Genomic DNA, 19,934 nt, shown 5'->3' on the forward strand with positions numbered 1-19,934 from the left:
GTTATGTGCGGGAGGGGAGGGTCACTCCTCCTGGGCGCAGCCGTTCACGAGGCCGGTGGTCGGCTGCACCATCGGCGTCGATTGCAGGGCCGCCGGACCGAAGTCACCCTCACCGGAGAAGGTCGCCGTGACCTTCGCGATTTCGCCGGGCTGCAGATACGTTTCGAAGTACGCCACGGGGCGGTCGAGGTCGACGACGTCATCGCGCACAAGCCTGACCTCGCGTCCATCCATCTGTACGCTCTCGAGCGTTGTTCCGGGAACGCCGTAGACGTACACGGCCGTTCGGAACTGACTGGAGCCCCACGTCGCACTCTTGACATAGTCGGGCAGTACATCCGCCGCCCCTTGGGCGATGTCGAGGTGCAGTGTCGTGTCGACCACGAACTCGCTGCCGGAGGCCGAGCAGGTCTGGTTCACATCGATATTGGACTTCATGTAGTAGTCGATCTTCGACGCCGACTCGTCGCGGAAGAACACACCGACGGTGCTCTCCACCTCGTTCGACGTCGGAAGGACTCCCGACACTTTCTCGCCGTCGATGTGCTGCTGCACTTCGTCGTGGAAGCTGTGGAAGTAGATCGATCCGTTGTCGATGCCGCGCGTGACGGACGAGAGCATCGCCTGCAGATTGAAATCGGCGGAGGCGATCTTGTCGAACACCTCGGTGGCGACGCTGGCGAAGAAGCCGTCGACGATTTCGGGCTCGAGGTACGCGTTCCAGCGGTGGTACACATCGCTGAGAAGCAGGTCAACGGCGTTGTCGCTGGTCATCACATCACCCGTCGCCAGGTGGATCGGACCTGTTGCATCCAGAATGAAGCCGAGGGCGATCGGATCGATCGAGATGACACCGTCGATATCGCGCGAGCTGGCAGCGTTGTCGAGTGTCGGAGCAACATCGCGATCCCAGAACTCGGTCACCATTTCGGCCATGGCCGGGAAATGGGGACGAGCCGACGACATGTTCACATAGCTGCCGTAGAAGTCGCCGTACAGTGCCTCCGCACTCTCCGGCACATCGACATTCTCGAGGGGCGTGCCCTCGAGATAATCACCCGAACTGCCCTGTGCCGCGATCTCGAACGCACCGCCGTCCACCGTTACGAGGGTCTGTGACGCGGCGGATCCGCCGAGACCAACGGACTCCGCGTTGTTCATGAAGACGAGCAAATAGGTGCGCGGTTCGTCCGCACCGAGCAGATCGGGCACAACGCCGATTGCGGGGGCCGCCATCTGCATGACCTGGTTCACCATGTCGACGCCCGGGCGCACGGGGCCGACGAGAGCGTTTGACTCTGCAACGCGTTCGATCTTCGCTGCCAGATCAACGATCCGCGGCTCGACCTCATCGACGATCGGAAGCACGCGGGTGAGAACCGGCGCGTCGCTTCCGCTCTCCATCTCGTTTAGGGCGGGAAGGGCCAGATCGTTGACGGCCACATCGATCGACTGCGCCGCGAGGCGTACGCCGCGCAGGTTGTCACCGGCCCACGGCACGAGCTCAGCAGCGCGCCAGATGGGATCCCACGAGACCGTTGCCGCGGAGCCGGCGTGCTCGCCGATCAGCGGCAACGCGGCGCGCATGCTGTCGGTGTCTTCCTGCACGTGCGCAACGAGGCGCTGCGCCTGCTCCAGCGAACTCTTGACCATGAGCGCGCGCACGCCCAACCACACCAGGCAGAAGACGAGGAAGATGATGCCGACGATCAGCCACGGCTTCCATGCCTTGCTGCGGCTTTCCTTCTCGTCCGGATCGGATGGCGCAGGCGGCTCGGCTCCTGATGACTCGGGCGGGACGACAGGAAGCTGCGCTGTTGCGGCGGAATCGTCCGGAACTGGCGGCGCCGAAGGTGGCACGATCGGGGCCGCGCCGGCGGGCGTGGCCGCGGATTCGCGCTCACGAAGCTCACGAATCTCTCGGCGGGAGTGTCCCGCGTAGGGGTCTGTGGAACCTGACATCACTCGCTGTCCTCGCCGACGGGGGAGACGAACAGGGGGGTGGCTGAGACGGTGAGGGTCACAGAGCCGTCATCGGGGGTGAGCTCGTCGGTGTGCCCCCAGGCGCTCGTCACGATCACGGGGGTGTCCGTTTCGATCGTCGCCTCGCGGTCGCCGTCGAGAGACCAGACCACATGCACGGGATCATCGCCTCCGAAGCGGTAGGCGAAAACATCGTCGCCGACATCAGCGCGCTCGGGCTCTTCGCGGCCGTCCAGCGCGGCGATCAGCAACGCCTGCGCATAGGCGGCGGGCTTCGGCGGAAGGGCGACGATTCCGGAGCGGCGCTGTTCGAACATACCGAAGTTGCCCTCGTGCTGGTTCGGGTCGGGGCTGTCGTTGACGAGGTCGTACCAGAAGAACTTCTCCACACCCGAGCCGAGCGCGGTGATCTGTGCGCGAATGAGGCGCTCCGCCTGCACATCGTACGAGACCTGCTGCCCCAGCTCGGCGCCCGTTGTCCACCCGAACTCGGTGATCCAGATCGGGATGCGCGATCCGGCCCGCTCATCCATCGTGGTGTTCGCATCGCGGATTACGCCCGCGAGGTTCTCAGGACGCTGGTAGATCCACGGGTCGTAGGGGTGGAAGCTCATGGCGTCCGAGTGATTGATCGCTCCGGTGTCCCAGAGCCCGGCGAACCAGTCGGCCTGGACGAGGGCGGTGGCGCCCACAACGATCGGGATGTCGGCGTGCGCGCCGTCGACATGACGTTCGACCGCCTCGATCATCGGCAGGTAGCAGTGCGGTTCGGTTCCGCAGCCGCTGTCCGTGAAGCGCTCGCCGGGATGCTTGAACTCGTTGAACACCTGCAGCGCGTCAACATCGAAGCGTTCCGCGATGGCATTCGCATAGCGTCCGTAGGCATCGAGCGCTTCGGGAGACGTGGGCGTTCGCCCGCCGTCGTAGAGCGGGTTTCCGTAGTTGACGATGCCGAGAAGGCCGACGCCGTTGGCGGAGAACTTGTCGAACTCCGTCTCATAGTGCTCGGAGAACGCGTACTGCCCGGGGGTGGTCTCGTTCTGGTCCCACAGCACGTCGTTGCGGGCGCTACCGAAGCCGAGTGCCCGCAGTGTGCTCGCAGAGTCCCGGTACCAGGTCTGGTCTACGTGGGTGGCGGCGCCCAGGCGAGCGTCTTGCTCAATGTGGGCGCCGTCGAACGCGACGATGCCCAGAGGAGCCTGAATCGAGGACCCGGAGGAATCGGTGACCTGCGCCGAGTAGAAGCCCTGCTGGACATCATCGAGGGGGATGCGTCCCATGCCGCCGTCGACATCGATCGTGCCGTCGGCGACAACCTCGCCCGAGCGCGAGAGGTTCCATGACGCCTCTCCGTCGGGAAGGGAAACGGCCAGGCCCGCTGTCTGCTCGCGCAGGATGAGCACATCGTTGCGGATGCCCCATTCGGCATCCACCTGCTCAAACGAGCCGTTGACAACGACGTTTTCGCCATCCGGCCCCGTCAACGAGACGTGGTCGATGCCGAGCGCCTCCACGGGGGCCTCGACGAGAATCTGCACCGAGACCTCGGTCACGCCATCGGGGATCGTGATGTCCGCCTCGAGTTCGGTCCAGTCGGCGTTGATCTCGGGAATCTCAATGCGCGCGTCGCCGACGAGGATCGCCGCCGCGACCTCTTCCGGCTCGCGGGCGCTGTGACGCACCTGTGCCGTGAAGGCATAGTCATCGCCCGCCGTGACCTGCGCCGTTGTCTGCAGAGCGACGATGGGCTCGGAAACGACGGGGGCGTCGATGTACGCCGCCATCTGTCCGTGTGCAGCGGCGCCGATCTGCGGCATCACGCTGGCGATACGGGTGGGGTCTGCGCCGCTCCATGCTTCGATCGCTCCGTGGAACGGCGTTGAGGCCGGCAAATCCGCTGAGGGAACCGGCTCGGGCGTCGGCGTGGGAGTGGGCGTGGGCGTGGGGGTGGGAGAGGGTGTCGCGGTGGGCGTTGGCTCCGGCTCGGGAGCATCTTGCATCAGAAGAGCGGTTGCCGTGATGCCTCCCCCGATCAGCACGACGGCAGCGGCAGAGGCAGCGATGACGATGTTGCGCGTGCGCGGAGCGAGAGGCATTGTCCACGTTTCCTTCCCGATAGAACGCTGACATCTTCCCATGGCCAGCAATGAGGACCCGGCAAGGAAGCCGGGACGCGCGGGATCAGCCCGGGGGAACGCCGCCCCGCGCGCAATAGGATGAACCGCATGCCTCTTCCTCCGCCGCGTGTCGACGCGATCGTGCCCGTGTACGGCGGGTGGGAGCACGTCGAACCGTGTGTGCGGGCGCTGGTGGCGCAGACGGTTCCGGTGCGGGTGATCATTGTCGACGATTGCGGGCCGGACGACACGGCCGACCGCATTGCGACGGCGTTCCCCGACCTCACCCTCATCCGTAACGAGGTCAACCGTGGCTTCGCCGCCACCTGCAACCGGGGGATTGCCGCGGGCAGTGCCGAGGTGGTTGTTCTCGTCAACAGTGACGTTGTCGCGGAGTCCACGCTGATGGACGACATTCTGCGCGCGTTCGACGCCGCTCCGGACGCTGTCGCGAGCGTCTGCCCTCTTCTTCTCGGAACAGACGGTCAGATCGACTCGCACGGCATCACCGCCGATGCGACGCTCGCCGGATTCGTGCGGTTCCACGGCGCCGACCGCAACGCGGCAGATACGGTATCGCCTCCCGTGCTGGGGCCGTACGGAGCGGTCGCCGCGTACCGCCGTCGCGCCCTGACCGAGGTGGGGCTACTCGACGAGGGCATCTTCATGTACGGCGAGGAACTCGACCTCGCGCTGCGGCTGCGTGCGGGCGGATACGACACGTGTGCCATGGAGCGTCCGGGCGGTGTGCACATCGGCGGTGCGTCAGCGGGCGAGGGAACACCCCGTCAGATCCGGCTGGCCGGCTTCGGACGCGGCTATCTCCTGCGCGCATGGGGCGTGCTCCGCACCCGCTACGCTGCGCGGGTGTTGGCGACGGAGGCGATCGTGTGTCTGCGGCGCCTCGTTCTGCAGCGTGACGCTTCCGCGCTCATCGGCCGGGTGCAGGGGTGGCGAGCGGCGAGGGGCGTGGTTCGTCCCCAGATCCCCGCAGCAGGAATCGACCACACGATTGGTCTGTTCACGTCGCTGAAGATGCGAGCCGCCGGATACTGGCAGCGGCGCTGATGTCCCTCGCGAAGCGGCTGCTGAGTTTTTCGACGATTCCGGCCTTCTCGGCGCTCATTCCGTTCCTCATCCTTCCCGTTTTGTCCCGCGCAGCGGGAACCGAGGCGTGGGTGGCGGTCGGCGTTGGCCAGTCCGTCGGGGGTTTTCTCGCGCTGGCTGTCAGCCTCGGTCTGAACGTCACGGGGCCCACGCTGGTGAGCCTCGCGGCTCCCGACGAGCGCCCCCGCATGTTCGCTCGGGGAACCAGGGCGCGCATCGCCCTCGCGGTTCCTGCGGCGCTCGTCGGTGCGCTTGTGGCGGCGTGGCTTGCCCCGGAGAAGGAAGCGCTCGCCGCGGCGCTCATGGCAGTGGCGATCACCCTCGGGGGCCTCACCGCCAGCTGGTACCTCATCGGCCTCGGTACGCCGCTTCCGCTCATCGGATTCGAGTTGGTTCCGCGCGCGGCCGCGACGGCGGCAGGAGGCGTGATTGTTGTTCTGGGCGGTCCGGTGTGGTCGTATCCGGTTCTGCTGATCATTGCCGTTGTTGGGGGCATCGCCGCATACGCATCGCGGGTGATGAGCCTGTCCGATCTGATGCGTGGATGGCGGGAGTCCGCACGGTTCGCGCGCCGTCAGCTGTCGGCAGCCGGAACAGAAACCGTCAGCGGCGCATACACGGCCCTTGCGGTCTCGCTCGTCACAATGGGAGCCTCTACCGCCCAGGCAGCGTCGTATATCTCCGGGGACAAGCTGTGGCGGATCGGGCAGACCGTCGTCGGGGCCCAGGGCAACGCGCTGCAGGGATGGGTGGTGGAAGACGGCAAGGCGCACTTCGGCCGTCGCATCCGCACAGCGCTGATGTTGCATGCTGTTCTCGGCGCGGCGGGCTTCGCGATGTTCGCGCTGGCCGGTCCGTGGCTCACGGGAGTGCTCTTCGATGAGCCGATGGGCGTGGCAACGGCCGTTCTTTTCGGCGTGGCAACGTTCTGTCTGTCGATGACAACCGCGCTGGGGCGGCACGTGCTCATCGGGCTCGGGCGTCCGCGATTTGTCTTCTGGAGCGTCGTCGCCGGAGCGGTTGCCGGGGTGCCGACGACGATCGTGCTGGCGCACTCACTCGGCGCCTTCGGCGGTGCCATCGGTTTGGCAACGGCCGAGGGAGTCGTGCTGCTCACCCAGCTGTTTTTTGCCGGAACACTGTGGAAGAGCAGGAGCCGCGCATGAGGGTTCTCGTTGTCGTTCTGAACTGGAACGGCGTGGACGACACCATGGACTGCCTGGACGCCTTGTCGCAGCAGACGCACGCGCACGCCGATGTGCTCGTCATCGATAACGGGTCGGCAGGCGATGATGTTGCGCGGCTGCGTGCGCGCGCGGCGGGCGGCACTTTTCTGCTGCACGAGGAGCCGGAGAACCTCGGATTCGCGGGGGGCGTGAATGTCGGCATTCGTCGCGGCCTGCGCGAGGGATACGACGCGATCGCCCTGCTGAACAACGACGCCGTTCCGGAACCGGAGTGGCTCGCGGCGTTGGTGGCGGCGATCGACCGTGAGGACGCGTCGATTGCGACGGGGCTCCTTCTGCGCGAGAGCGACGATCCGGCGTTACGCGGAACGATCGACACCGCGGGCGATGAACTGAGCATCTGGGGGATGCCGTTTCCTCGCGGGCGCGGCCTCCCGCGGGAGCAGGCTCCGCCGGCCGGACGGGTCTTTTCCGCTTCGGGGGGCGCCTCACTGTTCCGGTCCTCGCTCTTTCGTGAGATCGGGGCGTTCGACGAGCAGTTCTTTGCCTATTTCGAGGACGTCGACGTGGGATTCCGGGCGCGGCTGGCCGGCCACGAGATTGTCTACGACCCCGCTGCTCTTGCCTTCCATCGAATCGGCGCCACGAGCGGCCGGATCCCGGGTTTTACGGTGCGACAGACGTTTAAGAACCTGCCGCTGCTGCTCGTGAAGAACGTGCCGCGGGGCCTTCGGTACCGCATTTTTCCGCGATTCGCTCTGCTGCTGACCATGATGCTCGCAAAGTCGATCGTGACCGGCGGCGGCCGGCACTCGATTGCCGGGCTGCGGCAGGCGTTCCGTCTGGTGCGCGGCCACGGCAGGAGAGAGCGTCGCCTGATTCAGGGAGGCCGAGTGGCCAGCACGGCTGATATCGACGCGCTGCTCGTGCATGACCTCCCACCCGAGCAGGCGGGGATGCGCCGGCTGCTGCGTCCGTTCCGCGGCCGCGCGACGTAGGGCGGCGCGGTCCGGCCCCGCTCGCGAGCGGTGCCCGGGGTGCAGAGACCCGCTACCGCGCCGGCCGCGCGCCGTCGGAGCCGGTGGTGCCGCGGATGAATGCCGCCGCGACCTCGTCGTCAAACGCCTCGCGTTCGCCCGCGACCCGCGCACGGTATTCGGCCTGCGCGGCAAGCGCCGCAGCCGGGTCGGTGAAGACGGTGTCGAGCGCCCGTTTGGCGTTCAGGACGACATCGGGGAGTACCTCGACCTTGTGCACCGAGGGAATCGGAACATCGACGCCGTTCGCGGCGGCGCCGCGGTTCGCGACGAGCACGATGGCGCCCAGAGCGGCGGCTTCGCGCGGCATGCGGTCCTTGCCGGGGTGCGTTCCGAGATCGAGGTAGACGAGGGATGTGCGCAGTGCGTCGGCGACCTCGTCTCCCGTCATCCCCTGCAGGGGAAGAAGCTCGATGCCGGGCCAGCGGCGGGCGAATTCCGTCATGATCTCGCGCGACTTCGCGGGGTTGTATGTGATCCGCGGAATGCGGCCATCGGTCGTGATCTCGTCTTCAGGAAGGGGGGTGATCGGTGTGTAATCGCTGACGATCGTTCCCGGTCGCCCCAGGTGCGCGAACACGTGGCTCCAGGCGTAGTGCGACTGTGCCAGGTGGCCGGCGCGCCGCAGAATAGCGTCTTCGCCGGTGAGGATCCCTCGGAGCGCGCGCTTGACGAAGCGTGCCTGCAGGAGCGGTGCTCGGGAGGATCGCGTGCGTTCGATGGGGAGAGTGGAGGAGCGGGCTCGCTCAATGACGAATCGCGGGGCGTAGTCGATCGACAGCCACCACACGAAGCCCGTGGCCCTGCGCAGCCCTTTCAGCAGAAGCGCCTGCGTCTCCGGTACGACAACTGCGGTGCCTGCGGAATCGACCACGCGCGGAGCCTCGGGGGCGTCGTAGTGCGCGTAGCGTTGGGCGCGCGGCGCCCGCTCTGTTCCCGGAACGGCGACGAGATACGCCTCGCGGCCCTGACGCCGGAGCGAATCGACAAGCTGGTGAAGCGCCTCGGGCCCTCCCGTTGCGAGACCGCGCGGGTAATACACGTAGACGATGTCGAAGCCGTGCGTCATGGGGTGGCCGATCGTTCAGCGGGGCGGGGGGCGAGGGCAACGGCGGTGAGGATCGCGACGAAGGGAATGGTGTGGTTGTCGCCGAGGAAGCTGGTGGTGTCGGCCATGCCGTGGAACAGCACCCAGACCAGGCCGGCGAACACGATGGCACGGCGGACCGTGACGGCGCTGAGTAGCGGGGCGGTGTGTGCCTCGGCGATGCGGCGGATGCTGGCCACAATGGGGAGGGTGACGAGGGCGATCGTGAGCGCGAGGGCGATGAGCCCGGCGTCGACCCACGCCTGGAGGAAGAGGTTGTGCGGCGGCCACACCTGCGGGCCCATGTGCGGGAAGTAGTCGTCCCAGGTGTAGACAACCCACTCGCGCCAGTTGCCGTAGCCGAAGCCTGTAAACCATCGTTCCGGAACCGCGTCGCCGACCATCTGCCACAGGCCGAAGCGTTCGCTGAGGGTGCGGGCAGTTTGGGAGAGAATACCGGGCCGCACGACGACAACGGCGGTTGCCGCGGCGCTTGCGAGGACGAGCCCCGAGGAGGCGACGACGATCGCTTCGCGCGGCTTCCTGACGGCGAGGACGAGGAACAGGGCGACGAGGGGAACGACGAGCACGAGTGCGTACGGCGTCTTCGATCCCGTGGCGAGCATGGCGATGAACGAGACCCCCGCCGTGACGATGTGCAGCGCGACGAGCTTTTTGGACGCTGCTGTCCACACGAACAGGCAGGCGGTCACGGCGAAGAACAGCGAGGCCGTGTTGCCGTTGAGGAAGACGCCGCCGGCTTTGTCGGGGTCCATGACGTTCGGCCACGCGCCCGATATGACCTCTTCAACGCCGGGTTCCGTGAAGATCGTGGCGATCCGCGATGTCAGGTAGGCGTATTCGGCGTCGGGCGATAACCGAAAGATGACCGTGAGGGTTGCCTGCGCGATGATGACCGGCGCGACAACGGCCAGCGCCCAGGGGATGCCTGCGCGGTCGGAGTGCATCAGTTCGCGCGCGAGGAGATAGGACACCAGGCCGGCGACCGAGAGGACGACGCCGTAGCCGGCGGATCCGATTTTCTCGGCCCAGAGCGTGGAGATCAGTTGCCAGACCGTGAGGGAGGCGAGCAGCCACCCCCACACGCCCGCGCCCTGACGCCAGAATCTCCAGGCAACGCCGGGCAGAAGGGCGCACGTGGCCAGGAGCCCGAGCGAGGTGAAACCAAACGGCCCGAAGAACTGCACAACGGCAAGGACGAGGGTTCCCGCGAGCATCCATCGTGGTCGTAGCCGGAACGCGATGGCAGCAAGGGAAAAACCAGCGAGCGCAACAAGCCCGAGGATGAGGATCGTCTCGATCGTCGAAAACGAGTCGAGGAACGACGGTGCGCCCAGCAGCGGTGACACCCCCAGATATCGGTTTTCGCCGCGCATCCCGCGCGGCTTCTATTTATCGTAGGGCAGAGCGACGCCCTACTCTGGGACACGTGCTCCTCTCCGATCGCGATATCACGTCCGAACTCGACGCTGGGCGGGTCCGTTTGGACCCGTTTGACCGAGAGATGATCCAGCCGTCGAGTGTCGATGTGCGCATGGATCGGTATTTCCGGCTTTTCAGCAATCACAAGTACCCGTTTATCGACCCTGCGGAGGATCAGTCAGATCTGACGCATCTGCTCGAGGTGGAACCGGACGAGCCGTTTATTCTGCACCCGGGTGAGTTCGTTCTGGCAAGCACGTTCGAGACGGTGACGCTGCCGAACGACATTGCGGCACGCCTCGAGGGGAAGTCGTCGCTGGGTCGGCTCGGTCTCCTGACACACTCGACGGCGGGATTCATCGATCCGGGTTTTTCGGGCCATGTGACGCTGGAACTGTCGAACATGGCAACGTTGCCGATCAAGCTCTGGCCGGGGATGAAGATCGGCCAGCTGTGTTTCTTCCGCCTGTCGTCGCCGACGGACAACCCCTACGGTTCCTACGGCAACCGGTACCAGGGGCAGCGGGGGCCGACGGCCAGCCGCTCGTTCCAGCGGTTCCACCGCAGCGACGTTTCCGTCACTGACGCGGGGGCCGACGGCGAATAAGCGCGGGCCGCGCGCACCGGAGTTGACGGTGGTGCCCCCATGGTGCATTCTTACTGAGTAACTACTTACTTGGTAAGCAGGGGGGGCTGGATGTCCGTTAAACAGAGCTTGCTCGCGATTCTGGATCAGGGGGCGTGCTACGGATATCAGCTGCGCGCCGAATTCGACCGGCGAACGGGAGGTACCTGGCCTCTCAACGTCGGCCAGATTTCGACAACGCTGGAGCGTCTCGAGCGTGACGGGCTGGTGACTCGCGCCGATATCGACGGGGACGGGCGCGTTTTCTGGTCCATCACCGACGAAGGACGCCACGCGACGCGCACCTGGCTCGGGACTCCGGTCGAACGCAGCAGCGCGACGCGCGATGAGCTGGCGATCAAGCTGGCGCTCGCCGCAACGCTTCCCGGCGTCGACCTCACCTCGATCGTGCACGCGCAGCGCACGGCCACGTTGAAGCATCTGCAGAGCCTCACCAGGGCGAAGTACGCCGGATCCGACCCCGAAGGGGCCGAGGAGCTGGCCTGGTCGCTGGTGGTCGACTCGATGATCTTCCAGACCGAGGCGGAAATCCGCTGGCTGGACCACACGGAACAGCGACTGCGGGCTGCGCCGCCCCAGGCGCTCGCGCTCGAGCTCGATACAGAACCGGCTCGCCGCGGACGTCCCGCACGAGGGGCGGCGACCGCATGAACGCCGAGGTGCTGCGCCTCGATGGCGTGAGTCAGCACTACGGTCACGGACAGACGTCGGTCTCGGCCCTCGCCGGGGTGGACCTGCGCATCCGCGAGCGCGAAATGGTCGCCGTGATGGGGCCTTCTGGTTCCGGTAAATCCACCCTCCTGACCATCGCGGGCGGGCTGTCGACCCCAACATCGGGAGAAGTCGTCGTGGAAGGGCGTCACCTCGCCGACCTCTCGACGTCCCAGCTGGCCCGTCTGCGGCGGCAGTCACTCGGCTTCGTCTTCCAGGACTTCAACCTGATTCCGACGCTCACGGCGCTAGAAAACGTGACCTTGCCGCTGGAACTCGACGGCCACCCGCGGCGGCAGGTGCGCTCCCAGGGCATTGAGGCTCTCGAATCTGTTGGCATCGTCGACAAACACGATTCCTATCCCGATGATCTGTCTGGCGGCCAGCAGCAGCGCGTTGCGATCGCTCGCGCCGTTGTGGGCGGACGACGGCTGATCCTCGCCGATGAGCCCACCGGCGCGCTCGATTCGACCACGGGCGAGGCCATCATGAAGATGCTTCGCACACGGGCCGCGGCGGGGGCCGCGGTTGTTCTCGTCACGCACGAGGCCCGCCATGCCGCCTGGGCCGACCGCATCGTCTTCCTGCGCGATGGACGCATTGTTGATGAAACGCGCAACGAACAGGCTGAGGAGCTTCTGACGCCATGACGATCGCTCCTCCTCGTCCCACCGCTGCGGCGCGCCGGGACGCGCGTTCCGCTGCGTCCGGCCGATCGGGCGGAAGCTGGCGCGTGAGCCTCCGCCTCGCCATGCGGCAGGTGCGCCGCTCGTGGGCCACCAGCCTGCTCGTCGTCGTGCTGATCCTGCTCCCCATTTCCGGCGCCACGGGCGTGCTCGTGTTCGCCGAGAGTAACCGGCTCTCGACGGCGATGACGATCGACACCGAGATTGGTTCGGCCGATGCCGCGCTGGAGATCGTCGGCGGTCCGGATCCGACGCGCACGCAGTATTTGGACGATCCGTTCTGGACGCGCGTGGATCAGGGAGACGACGGCTGGCCCATTCACGCCGAACAGGAACCGCCGGAGTCCGCCGAGGGATTCGTCCCTGATGGCGCGCAGGTGATGTCGATCACGGGCGGGATGGTCGACGTCGAAACGGAGCACGGCCGCGCACAGGTTGATGCCGAAGAGGGCGCCGCCTGGGATCCCCTTGTGCGCGGACGCTATCTGATCCTGGACGGACGTGCCCCCACCAACGATTCCGAGGCGATGGTCACGCCGGCGATGCTCGAACGACTGGGCGCAGAGATCGGCGACACCCTCACCGTCATTGATCCCGCCGCCCAGCTCACCATCGTTGGAACACTTACACTGCGGATGTCTGGAGATGTCCCCACGATTTTCGCCGCGGATGGTGCGCTCAACATCGCGGAGAACGCGGACGAGGAGACCTGGATTTCTCAACGCTGGTTTGTGGACGGGTGGAACCCGTCGGCGTCGGACGTCGCCGAGCTGAACCGCGCCGGTCTGATCGTGTTTGATCGCCACCTGATGGCGAACCCCGGCGACGCCGCATCACCGTTGTTCGACCGATCAAGCGGATCAGAGTGGGCGGTGTTTGGCGTGATCGCTGCTGCCTTTGTTTTCGCGTCATACATCGTCGTGCTGATTTCGAGTGCGGCCTTAACGGTCACAGCTCGGCGGCAACACCGTACGCTCGCCGTTGTCGCGTCTGTTGGCGCAGACCCCCGCGCGCTCCGCTCCATTGTTCTGCTCCAGGGCATTCTTCTCGGCGCGGTTGGAGGCGTCCTCGGCGTCCTTGCCGGCATCGGCGGTGGAGTTATCCTGCACCACGCGACGGCAGCGGAAGTCGTGCCACTTCCCGTCCGCATCCCGTGGCTGATGATCATGGTCGTTGTCATCGCCGCGGTCCTCGTTGGATCGCTGACTGCGTATCTGCCCGCGCGGCAGGCGGCGAAGATGGACGTTCTCGCGGGCCTGCGCGGAACCCGTCGACCGGTTCGGATTGCCGCTCAGCGGCCGCTGTGGGGGCTCGTGATCCTGCTGATTGGCGTGCTGCTCGCGGTGATCAGCATTGTCGGTCTGGTGCTGGCCTACCGCGGGCTTCGCGGAGACACGCAGACGGTCGTCTTCATCCTCTGCCTCGGAGGTCTCGTGCTCGGGCCGCTGCTCGCTCAGATCGGCGTCATCGTTGCGGGCCACTGGATTTTGGCGCGTCTATCGTCGCTGTGGAGCCGTGCGGGCGTTGCACCGCGCATCGCCGGACGAGACGCCGTGGCGAATCCCGGCCGTATCGTTCCCGCCTTCGGCGCGATCGCCGCCTGTGCGTTTCTGGCCACCTCGGCATTCGGAGGGGCGGCGGTTCTGATCGACGATGCGCGAAGCCAGTGGTCGCCGCAAGCCCCCGAACACGGTGTCGCGGCGTACCTGTGGGCGGATGGTTCCTCCCTGGAGGCGTACCGCCAGGCGAGCGAGGAGACCTCTCAGGCGCTGAGCGACGCCGGCGCCGAGTCAATCGCGGTTGTGCGAGAGGCGGGGTCGGACGACACGTCATTCGTTGCGCCGATGATGTCGGCGCCACCAAGATGCGACAACGTCCTGTCGGGCATGAGCTGGGACAACGCGGGCATTATGTGCGTGGGGGAGGAGCACGCTGAGGCGGGCAAGCACGGTAACACGGTTGTCGTATCGGCCGCTCATCTGTCGACGCTCTTCGGCACCGAGATCGATGCCGACGTGCTCGACGCCTTCGAAGAGGGCGGCGCGATCGTGACGGATCCGGCATGGGCCACTGCGGACGGACGGCTCATCATGAACAGGTGGGTCTGGGACGACGAGGCAGGAGTAGACGAGTCGACAGTGGTCGGGGACGTTCCGGTGTCGCTGATCGAGATCGGTCCGCCGTCGTGGCCGCTCCAGGTCGTACTGTCTCCGCGGGCTGCGCAGGAACTCGGCATCGAGACACTTCCGAGAAGACTCGTCGCCGACATGGGAGGGCCGGTATCCGCGAGCACATCCGATGCGCTCACGCTGGAGGCCACGCGCATTGGCGAGCGCGTCAGCGGCGCCTCCTCGGTTTCGGTGTCGATCAATGTGCAGGAAGCTCCGCCGGCTCCCGGGGTATGGATGTGGCTGATCCTCGGCCTTGTCGGCGTCCTCGTGATCGCGGTGTCGACCGTTGCCCTCGGACTCGCGCGCGTTGAACGACGGCCGGACGACGCAACGCTCGCCTCCGTCGGCGCCTCTCGTCGAACGCGTCGCACCGTCAGCGGGGCGCAGGGGTTGCTGATCGCGGGCGTGGGGTGCATCACGGGCGTTCTCGCGGGTCTCATCCCCGTGACGGGCGTCGTCACGATCCTCGGGGCGGTTGATTACTCCGACTTCGGTTTGTCGGAGCTGCCGTGGGCCTTCTTCGGGCTCGTCGGCTTCGTTCTGCCGTGCGTGATCGCGCTGGTGATGTGGTTGATCCCGCCGGGCCAGGCGGACACCACGCGTCGCACCGCCATCGCATAGGGCCGGGTGGGGCGGTGTTTCGCCGTCCCACCCGGACATCGGAGCGCGTTCAGGAGAGGATGGAGGCATGGCCGCCTACGATCCTGAGCTCGCCGACCGTGTCCGCGCGATCGTTGCGGTGACGGCGGAGGCTGTCGAGGCGAAGATGATGGGAACGCTCTGTTTTCTCGCGAACGGGCACATCATCGTCGGCGTTTCAGGAGAAGACGTGTTCTTTCCGGTCGGCGGCGGTGCGGCACTCGATCTGGCAGTGCAGCGCGGCGCGCATCGCATGCGTCTGGCGAGTGGGCGCAGCGCCCCTTTCGCGGCGCTCACGCATCCCGACGATGACACCCTCGCCGACTGGATCGCGGCGTCGGTCGAGCGCCACGAGGCGTGAGCGGATCTAGGCGACGTCCCCGTCGACGTACACCCAGCGGCCGCCACGGCGAACGAACCGCGAGTGCTCTCGCAGGGCGCCGTCGCCGTCGGGCGATATCCAGCGCGCCTCAAAATCGACGGTGTCATCGCCCTCAGCGAGGATCGTCAACCCCGTCCACCGCACGTGGCGTTCCGTCGAGAGATCGTCGGGACGCGTCCGAGGATGCCAGGTGCGCGTGAGGTAGAACGTGTCGCCAACGGCAAAGGCCGCGTAGCGGGAGCGCATCAGCTCGACAGGCGTTACGGCCTGCCGATCGCCCCGGTGCAGTGCCCCGCAACAGTCGGCGTACGCGCGGTCGAGATCACAGGGGCACATATTCACCCTTCCAGCGTAAATCGGGCCGCTCCCACGCGACATACTCTGGAGCCATGACCCGACAGGACGCCCTCATCACCGTTGCTGAACTGCGTGAGGCGCAGGCGGGTGAGAATCCGCCCGTCATCCTTGACGTCCGGTGGACGCTCGGCGCTCCCGCCGAAGCCGGCCGTGCCGCGTACGACGGCGGGCACATTCCGGGCGCCATTTACGTTGACCTGGACGTCGACCTCGCCGATCACACGAACGACGATCCGCGCCGTGGTCGGCATCCGCTGCCCACAACCGCCCAGATCCAGGCATCCGCCCGCCGATGGGGCCTACACAGCAGCAGCGCGATCGTTCTCGTCGACGACAACGCTTCGCAGGGAGCCGCCCGCGGATGGTGGGTACTGCGGTGGGCGGGTTTCACCACGGTGCGCGTTCTGGACGGCGCGCTCGCCGCGTGGCGCGAGGAAGGGCTGCCTCTCGAGTCGTCGGAGCCCGCCGTCGCGCCGAGCGACATCACCCTGACCACGGGGCACATGCCGATTCTCACGGCGGACGATGCGGGGCAGATCGCCCGGGAAGGGCTGTTGCTCGATGCCCGTCCGGAAGACCGGTTTCGCGGGGAGAACGAAACCCGTGACCCCCGCGCTGGCCACATCCCGGGGGCAGTGAACGCCCCAACAGCGGGGAACCTCGACGGGCAGCGCTTTGCCTCCGATGACGCCCTGCGTACGCGCTATGAGGGTCTCGGGGTGCGCGGCGGCACCGTGGGTGTCTCGTGCGGTTCGGGTGTGACGGCCTGCCATGATCTTCTGGCGCTCTCCGTCATCGGCGTTTCCGCAGCCCTTTATCCGGGGTCGTGGTCGGCGTGGGCGAACGATCCGGATCGTCCGGTTCAGCTGGGAGTCTGATCAATCGGGAATGAGGGCGGGTGACGCGGCGTTGTCGTCTCGCATCCCCATCCCACCCGGAAGGATTACCCATGCGCGCCACCACCTATTCCGCGTACAGCACGGACGTCTTCGTTCGCGAGCCATTGCTCCCACATCCGGGCGCGCTCGTCGCCGTGCGCCGCGCGCGCCCGGATGTTGTGACGTGAGCCGTCGGCGAGTTCGATCGTCGCCTCCGGGCAAGCCATGAGGTTCAGCCACCATGCGGGGTGGCCCTCACCCCATCCGTTCATGGCGAGCGTGTGCCGCGTGCCGGATCCCTCTCGGCCAGATGGCTGATTGTGGCGGTTACGTCCGTTGCGGCGCTGTTCGGGGGCGAGCGAGCCAGGCAGCGAGTGCGCCGCCGAGCGCGCCGAACAGGTGCGCCTGCCACGAGACGCCGTCGCCCGCGCGGAAGATTCCGGTGAACATCGATCCGCCGTACGAGACGGCAACAGCCAGGGCGACGACCGCGTAGAGGATCGTTCGTTTGACGTTCGGGGCGACGAAGGCGCGCATCAGCAGGTACCCGAAGTACCCGAAAACGATGCCCGAGGCGCCGATCGTCACGGTGCCAGGCGTATTGACGATCCAGGCTCCGGCGCCGCCGACAACGGTGGCCACGGCGGTGACGGTCCAGAACCGCTTGGCTCCCTCGAGAGACACGAGCGCTCCGAGGACGAGCAGTGTGGCGGAATTGGCGATCAGATGCGGCCAGCCCGAGTGCACGAGCGGTGATGTCACGATGCCGAGGAGCCCCTCGAAGCGCCAGGACCGCACGCCGAGCCCCGCGAAGGACACCGGCAGAATCCACTGCAGCGTTTGCATGCCCCAGAGGATGATCAGCAGAACGGCCGGTTGCGCGAAGCGGAACAGCAGTTCGTTGCGGGGCTTTTCTGTGGGTTGCTGGGTCATCACGCTGTCTCCTGGATCAGGCCGAGCCGCCGCGCCGTTTCGATGGCATCGGTCCACGAGGACACACCGAGCTTGCGGTAGATCGATCGGAGCTGGGTCTTGACGGTGTTGGGAGAGACGTGCAGGAGCTGCGCCAGATGGCGCACCGAGTCGGCAGCTCCGAGATGTTCGATGACGGTTCGTTCGCGGTCGCTGAGTGCGAGCGTTGCTCCCGTTGCCATCTGGAGGCTGTCGCGCACGCGAATGAGATCGTCGGTGAAGCGGCGTCCCGCGGGGTCGAGCCCCAGATGCTCGGCCTGGGTGATCGTGGTGTTCAGCGCGGTCATGCCCTGCATCGCGAAGGGGAGGACCGGCCGGGAACGCGATGCTGCGGCGATTGCGGCCCCGAGATGCTGCTGGGCGACCTCGCCGGAGGACTCCGAGCCGATGGTCTGATACGCGAGGAAGAGCAGAACGTTCGACCACATCATGAGGATGCCGGACGCCTTGGGATCCGGCGCCGCTGAGAGGGCTGCGATCGCCCGCTCGGGCTGGTTCTGCTTCAGGTAGGCGCGGGCGAGAAGGATGTCGACGGGGACGACGCGCCGGTGCAACTCGGGGGCCGCGGTCAACAGCTCGATCGCCCGATCGCTGGCGCCGACGTGCACAAGCGACTCGGTACGCGCCCACAACAGCAGCGCGTGGTGCAGGTGGGTGAGTTGCCGATCGTCCAGGTCGTTTTCGATGAGCTCGAGTCGCCGCATCGCGATTCCGGACGTCTCCAGCAGGCCATGCGCAACGGTGCGGAGGGTGACGGCGATGAGGCGGAGCGCGAGCGGGTCGTCGAAGGACGCCGCATCGACGTCGTCGAGAACGGCCTGGAGCGCCGCCGGATCCGTCACGTAGAGCGCGCTCCACGCCGACACGATGGTTTCCATCGGGCGGGACGCAACGCGCGCTCCGAGCAGATTGTCGACGAGGCCCTGGAACGTCGCGGCGATCGGCTGGTGCTTGCTGGAGAGCACCAGCAACATCTCGTGCGCGAATCCCGCAACGCGCGCGTGATCAGCTGAGTGCGCGAGCGCGGCCGCTGCGGCGAAACGATCTGCGGCGACGTTTGTGCGAGAGGCGTCGAAGGCGCTGAGCCCGGCCTGAAGCATGACGTTGGCCTGGATGAGTGCGCAACGTGTCGGGGCATCGGCGAGGTCTCCCGAGGGAACCGCACTGCGGTTGGCGAGGGCTTCGTGCGCTTCGTTGGCGTCGGTGTAGCGGCCGCCCAGGCGCAGCAGAACCCCGCGGAGCGTGTCCGCGATGAGTCCCAGGGACTCGGAGAGGATGCCGGACGTGGCCGCCTGGTCGAGCAGCTGAGCGGCCTCATCGCGGGCATCAGCTCCGACGGCGCCAGAGTGCCCCGCGACCGTGACATCGATCAGGGTTCGCGCCAGCGCGACGCGCAGCTCGGGGGCGTCGCTTCTGTGCACCGCCGCCTCTAGCCACGGGCGGGCGCGGGCAACGTCGAGTTCGCTCAGTTGCCACCAGTGGCGCTCGAGCATCCGCGTGCGGGCCCCCGGTAGATCCGCGACAACATTCCAGCCGTCTTCGGCGTTGCCCTCCGAGAGAAGCCCAGATGCGAGATCGGTGACGAGTTCATCCACGAGATCGGCCTGTGCCTCGCGCTCGATGCGGTTTTGTACGGCCTCCCGGATGTCGGGGCGCAGCTCGAGCGTTCCGGTTTCCAGATCCTCGCGGAAGAATCCGGACTGGAGGATGTTGTCGAGCGCGGCGCGAACAACCTCATCGCGTCCCCACACGCTGAGCATTGTCTGCCGCGGCATCGCACCGATGCGCGCCGACATCAGCGTCGAGTTCCAGCCATTGGGCTGGAAGACGCCGGCCGCAGCCGAGCTGGAGAAGTGCGCGGTTGCCGCGTCACACCCGATGCGAACGGCGGCATCGTCGAGCGCGCCGCGGGTCGCGGCAGCGGTGAGAACCGCATCGACGAATCCCGCGTGGGTGCCAACACGATCGAGCAGGTGCGTTGCCTCATCCCATGTGAGCGTCAGGCCCAGCTGTTCGGCACGGTCGATGGTTTCCTCGGCCGTGAACCCGAAGAGTGCTCCCGAGATCACGCGTTCGGGGCGGATGTCTTCTTCGACGAGGAGCGGTGGCCACTGTGTGCTCGTTACCGCGATGAGGGTGGCCAGCGGCCAGCGCTCACGGACGGCCTTGGTGGCGATGGCGTGAGGTTCGCGCATGCCCTCGAGCTCGAGCAGAACAACATCGGCGTCGGGCGTACTGCGTGGCACCTCGGTGCGGTTGGACGACCATTGCACAAGCGTGCGGTCCGAGCCGTCGAGCCACTGGCGAACGCTCGTCGCGATTCCGCTGCGATGCTGCGCGGTGACAAGCACCGTTGCACCCGGTGTGACGCGCTCCCACAGCGATACCAGTCGTGACCGGCGTAGTCGTTCAGCGTTCGGCATTCTCTACCCCCGGGCACCATCGTCTCATGGGTGGGTGATCGGAGTGATTCTCGGGTGAGCGCAGGGTGAAAGGGGTGAAAAGGGGCGGAACGCGACCGCCGCGGCCGA

General features: G+C 66.7%; 17 protein-coding genes. 9 read left to right on the forward strand and 8 right to left on the reverse strand.

The window, feature by feature from the left end; translation table 11 throughout:
- Window positions 1-21 precede the first annotated feature (21 nt).
- Together G6N81_RS09715 and G6N81_RS09720 are read right to left on the reverse strand one after the other, a co-directional pair.
- The gene (locus tag G6N81_RS09715; RefSeq protein WP_165136185.1) at window positions 22-1,962 is read right to left on the reverse strand and encodes a DUF4012 domain-containing protein; all 1,941 of its coding nucleotides are present in this window, start codon (window positions 1,960-1,962) and stop codon (window positions 22-24) included.
- Window positions 1,962-4,079, reverse strand: a complete 2,118-nt coding sequence (locus G6N81_RS09720) for a glycoside hydrolase family 5 protein (protein WP_165136188.1) — start codon at window positions 4,077-4,079, stop codon at window positions 1,962-1,964. Before G6N81_RS09720 ends, G6N81_RS09715 begins: the two co-directional genes overlap by 1 nt.
- A gap of 129 nt (window positions 4,080-4,208) precedes the next feature.
- On the opposite strand from G6N81_RS09720, the gene G6N81_RS09725 reads away from it, so the two are divergent.
- From G6N81_RS09725 to G6N81_RS09735, 3 genes are read left to right on the forward strand one after another with little or no spacing between them, the layout of a single operon-like run.
- The gene (locus G6N81_RS09725) at window positions 4,209-5,168 is read left to right on the forward strand and encodes a glycosyltransferase family 2 protein (protein ID WP_165136191.1); all 960 of its coding nucleotides are present in this window, start codon (window positions 4,209-4,211) and stop codon (window positions 5,166-5,168) included.
- Entirely contained in the window at window positions 5,168-6,373 is a 1,206-nt protein-coding gene (locus G6N81_RS09730) for a lipopolysaccharide biosynthesis protein (protein ID WP_165136194.1), read from the forward strand. Before G6N81_RS09725 ends, G6N81_RS09730 begins: the two co-directional genes overlap by 1 nt.
- Window positions 6,370-7,392, forward strand: coding sequence for a glycosyltransferase family 2 protein (locus G6N81_RS09735; RefSeq protein ID WP_165136197.1), 1,023 nt, complete (start codon window positions 6,370-6,372; stop codon window positions 7,390-7,392). The genes G6N81_RS09730 and G6N81_RS09735 overlap by 4 nt, the downstream gene beginning before the upstream one ends.
- A gap of 52 nt (window positions 7,393-7,444) precedes the next feature.
- Here the strand turns inward: G6N81_RS09735 and G6N81_RS09740 are convergent, their stop codons facing one another.
- Both G6N81_RS09740 and G6N81_RS09745 read right to left on the reverse strand, forming a co-directional pair.
- Window positions 7,445-8,500 (reverse strand): hypothetical protein, encoded by a 1,056-nt coding sequence (locus G6N81_RS09740; RefSeq protein WP_165136200.1) that lies wholly within the window; start codon window positions 8,498-8,500, stop codon window positions 7,445-7,447.
- On the reverse strand, window positions 8,497-9,915 hold the full coding sequence (locus tag G6N81_RS09745; protein ID WP_165136203.1) for an O-antigen ligase family protein: 1,419 nt from the start codon (window positions 9,913-9,915) through the stop codon (window positions 8,497-8,499). The genes G6N81_RS09740 and G6N81_RS09745 overlap by 4 nt, the downstream gene beginning before the upstream one ends.
- A 53-nt stretch (window positions 9,916-9,968) precedes the next feature.
- On the opposite strand from G6N81_RS09745, the gene dcd reads away from it, so the two are divergent.
- From dcd to G6N81_RS09770, 5 genes are all read left to right on the forward strand, one after another.
- On the forward strand, window positions 9,969-10,568 hold the full coding sequence (dcd, locus tag G6N81_RS09750; RefSeq protein WP_165136206.1) for a dCTP deaminase: 600 nt from the start codon (window positions 9,969-9,971) through the stop codon (window positions 10,566-10,568).
- A 90-nt stretch (window positions 10,569-10,658) separates the two neighbouring features.
- Window positions 10,659-11,258 (forward strand): PadR family transcriptional regulator, encoded by a 600-nt coding sequence (locus G6N81_RS09755; RefSeq protein ID WP_165136209.1) that lies wholly within the window; start codon window positions 10,659-10,661, stop codon window positions 11,256-11,258.
- Window positions 11,255-11,968 carry an ABC transporter ATP-binding protein gene (locus G6N81_RS09760; RefSeq protein ID WP_165136212.1) on the forward strand — a complete coding sequence of 238 codons (714 nt, stop codon included), beginning with the start codon at window positions 11,255-11,257 and terminating at the stop codon, window positions 11,966-11,968. The genes G6N81_RS09755 and G6N81_RS09760 overlap by 4 nt, the downstream gene beginning before the upstream one ends.
- Complete coding sequence (locus G6N81_RS09765; protein ID WP_165136215.1) at window positions 11,965-14,796, forward strand: ABC transporter permease; 2,832 nt, start codon at window positions 11,965-11,967, stop codon at window positions 14,794-14,796. Before G6N81_RS09760 ends, G6N81_RS09765 begins: the two co-directional genes overlap by 4 nt.
- A gap of 67 nt (window positions 14,797-14,863) precedes the next feature.
- Window positions 14,864-15,175: an HAD family hydrolase gene (locus G6N81_RS09770; protein WP_165136218.1), complete on the forward strand. Its 312-nt coding sequence runs from the start codon at window positions 14,864-14,866 to the stop codon at window positions 15,173-15,175.
- Window positions 15,176-15,181: 6 nt separating this feature from the next.
- Here G6N81_RS09770 and G6N81_RS09775 read toward each other — a convergent pair whose 3' ends face one another.
- Entirely contained in the window at window positions 15,182-15,442 is a 261-nt protein-coding gene (locus G6N81_RS09775) for a YchJ family protein (RefSeq protein WP_277602642.1), read from the reverse strand.
- A 143-nt stretch (window positions 15,443-15,585) separates the two neighbouring features.
- On the opposite strand from G6N81_RS09775, the gene G6N81_RS09780 reads away from it, so the two are divergent.
- A complete protein-coding gene (locus G6N81_RS09780; RefSeq protein ID WP_165136224.1) occupies window positions 15,586-16,431 on the forward strand; it encodes a sulfurtransferase in 846 nt (281 codons plus the stop codon).
- Window positions 16,432-16,496: 65 nt separating this feature from the next.
- On the opposite strand, the gene G6N81_RS09785 is transcribed toward G6N81_RS09780, so the two are convergent.
- Genes G6N81_RS09785 through G6N81_RS09795 form a run of 3 tightly spaced genes read right to left on the reverse strand, consistent with a single transcriptional unit; the run spans window position 16,497 to window position 19,826 of the window.
- A complete protein-coding gene (locus tag G6N81_RS09785) occupies window positions 16,497-16,802 on the reverse strand; it encodes a nitroreductase/quinone reductase family protein (RefSeq protein WP_165137881.1) in 306 nt (101 codons plus the stop codon).
- A complete protein-coding gene (locus G6N81_RS09790; protein WP_165136227.1) occupies window positions 16,759-17,364 on the reverse strand; it encodes a rhomboid family intramembrane serine protease in 606 nt (201 codons plus the stop codon). The genes G6N81_RS09785 and G6N81_RS09790 overlap by 44 nt, the downstream gene beginning before the upstream one ends.
- Window positions 17,364-19,826, reverse strand: coding sequence for a LuxR C-terminal-related transcriptional regulator (locus G6N81_RS09795; RefSeq protein WP_165136230.1), 2,463 nt, complete (start codon window positions 19,824-19,826; stop codon window positions 17,364-17,366). Before G6N81_RS09795 ends, G6N81_RS09790 begins: the two co-directional genes overlap by 1 nt.
- Window positions 19,827-19,934 lie beyond the last annotated feature (108 nt).

This window comes from Microbacterium amylolyticum, assembly GCF_011046975.1.
In the GTDB taxonomy this organism is placed as follows: domain Bacteria; phylum Actinomycetota; class Actinomycetes; order Actinomycetales; family Microbacteriaceae; genus Microbacterium; species Microbacterium amylolyticum.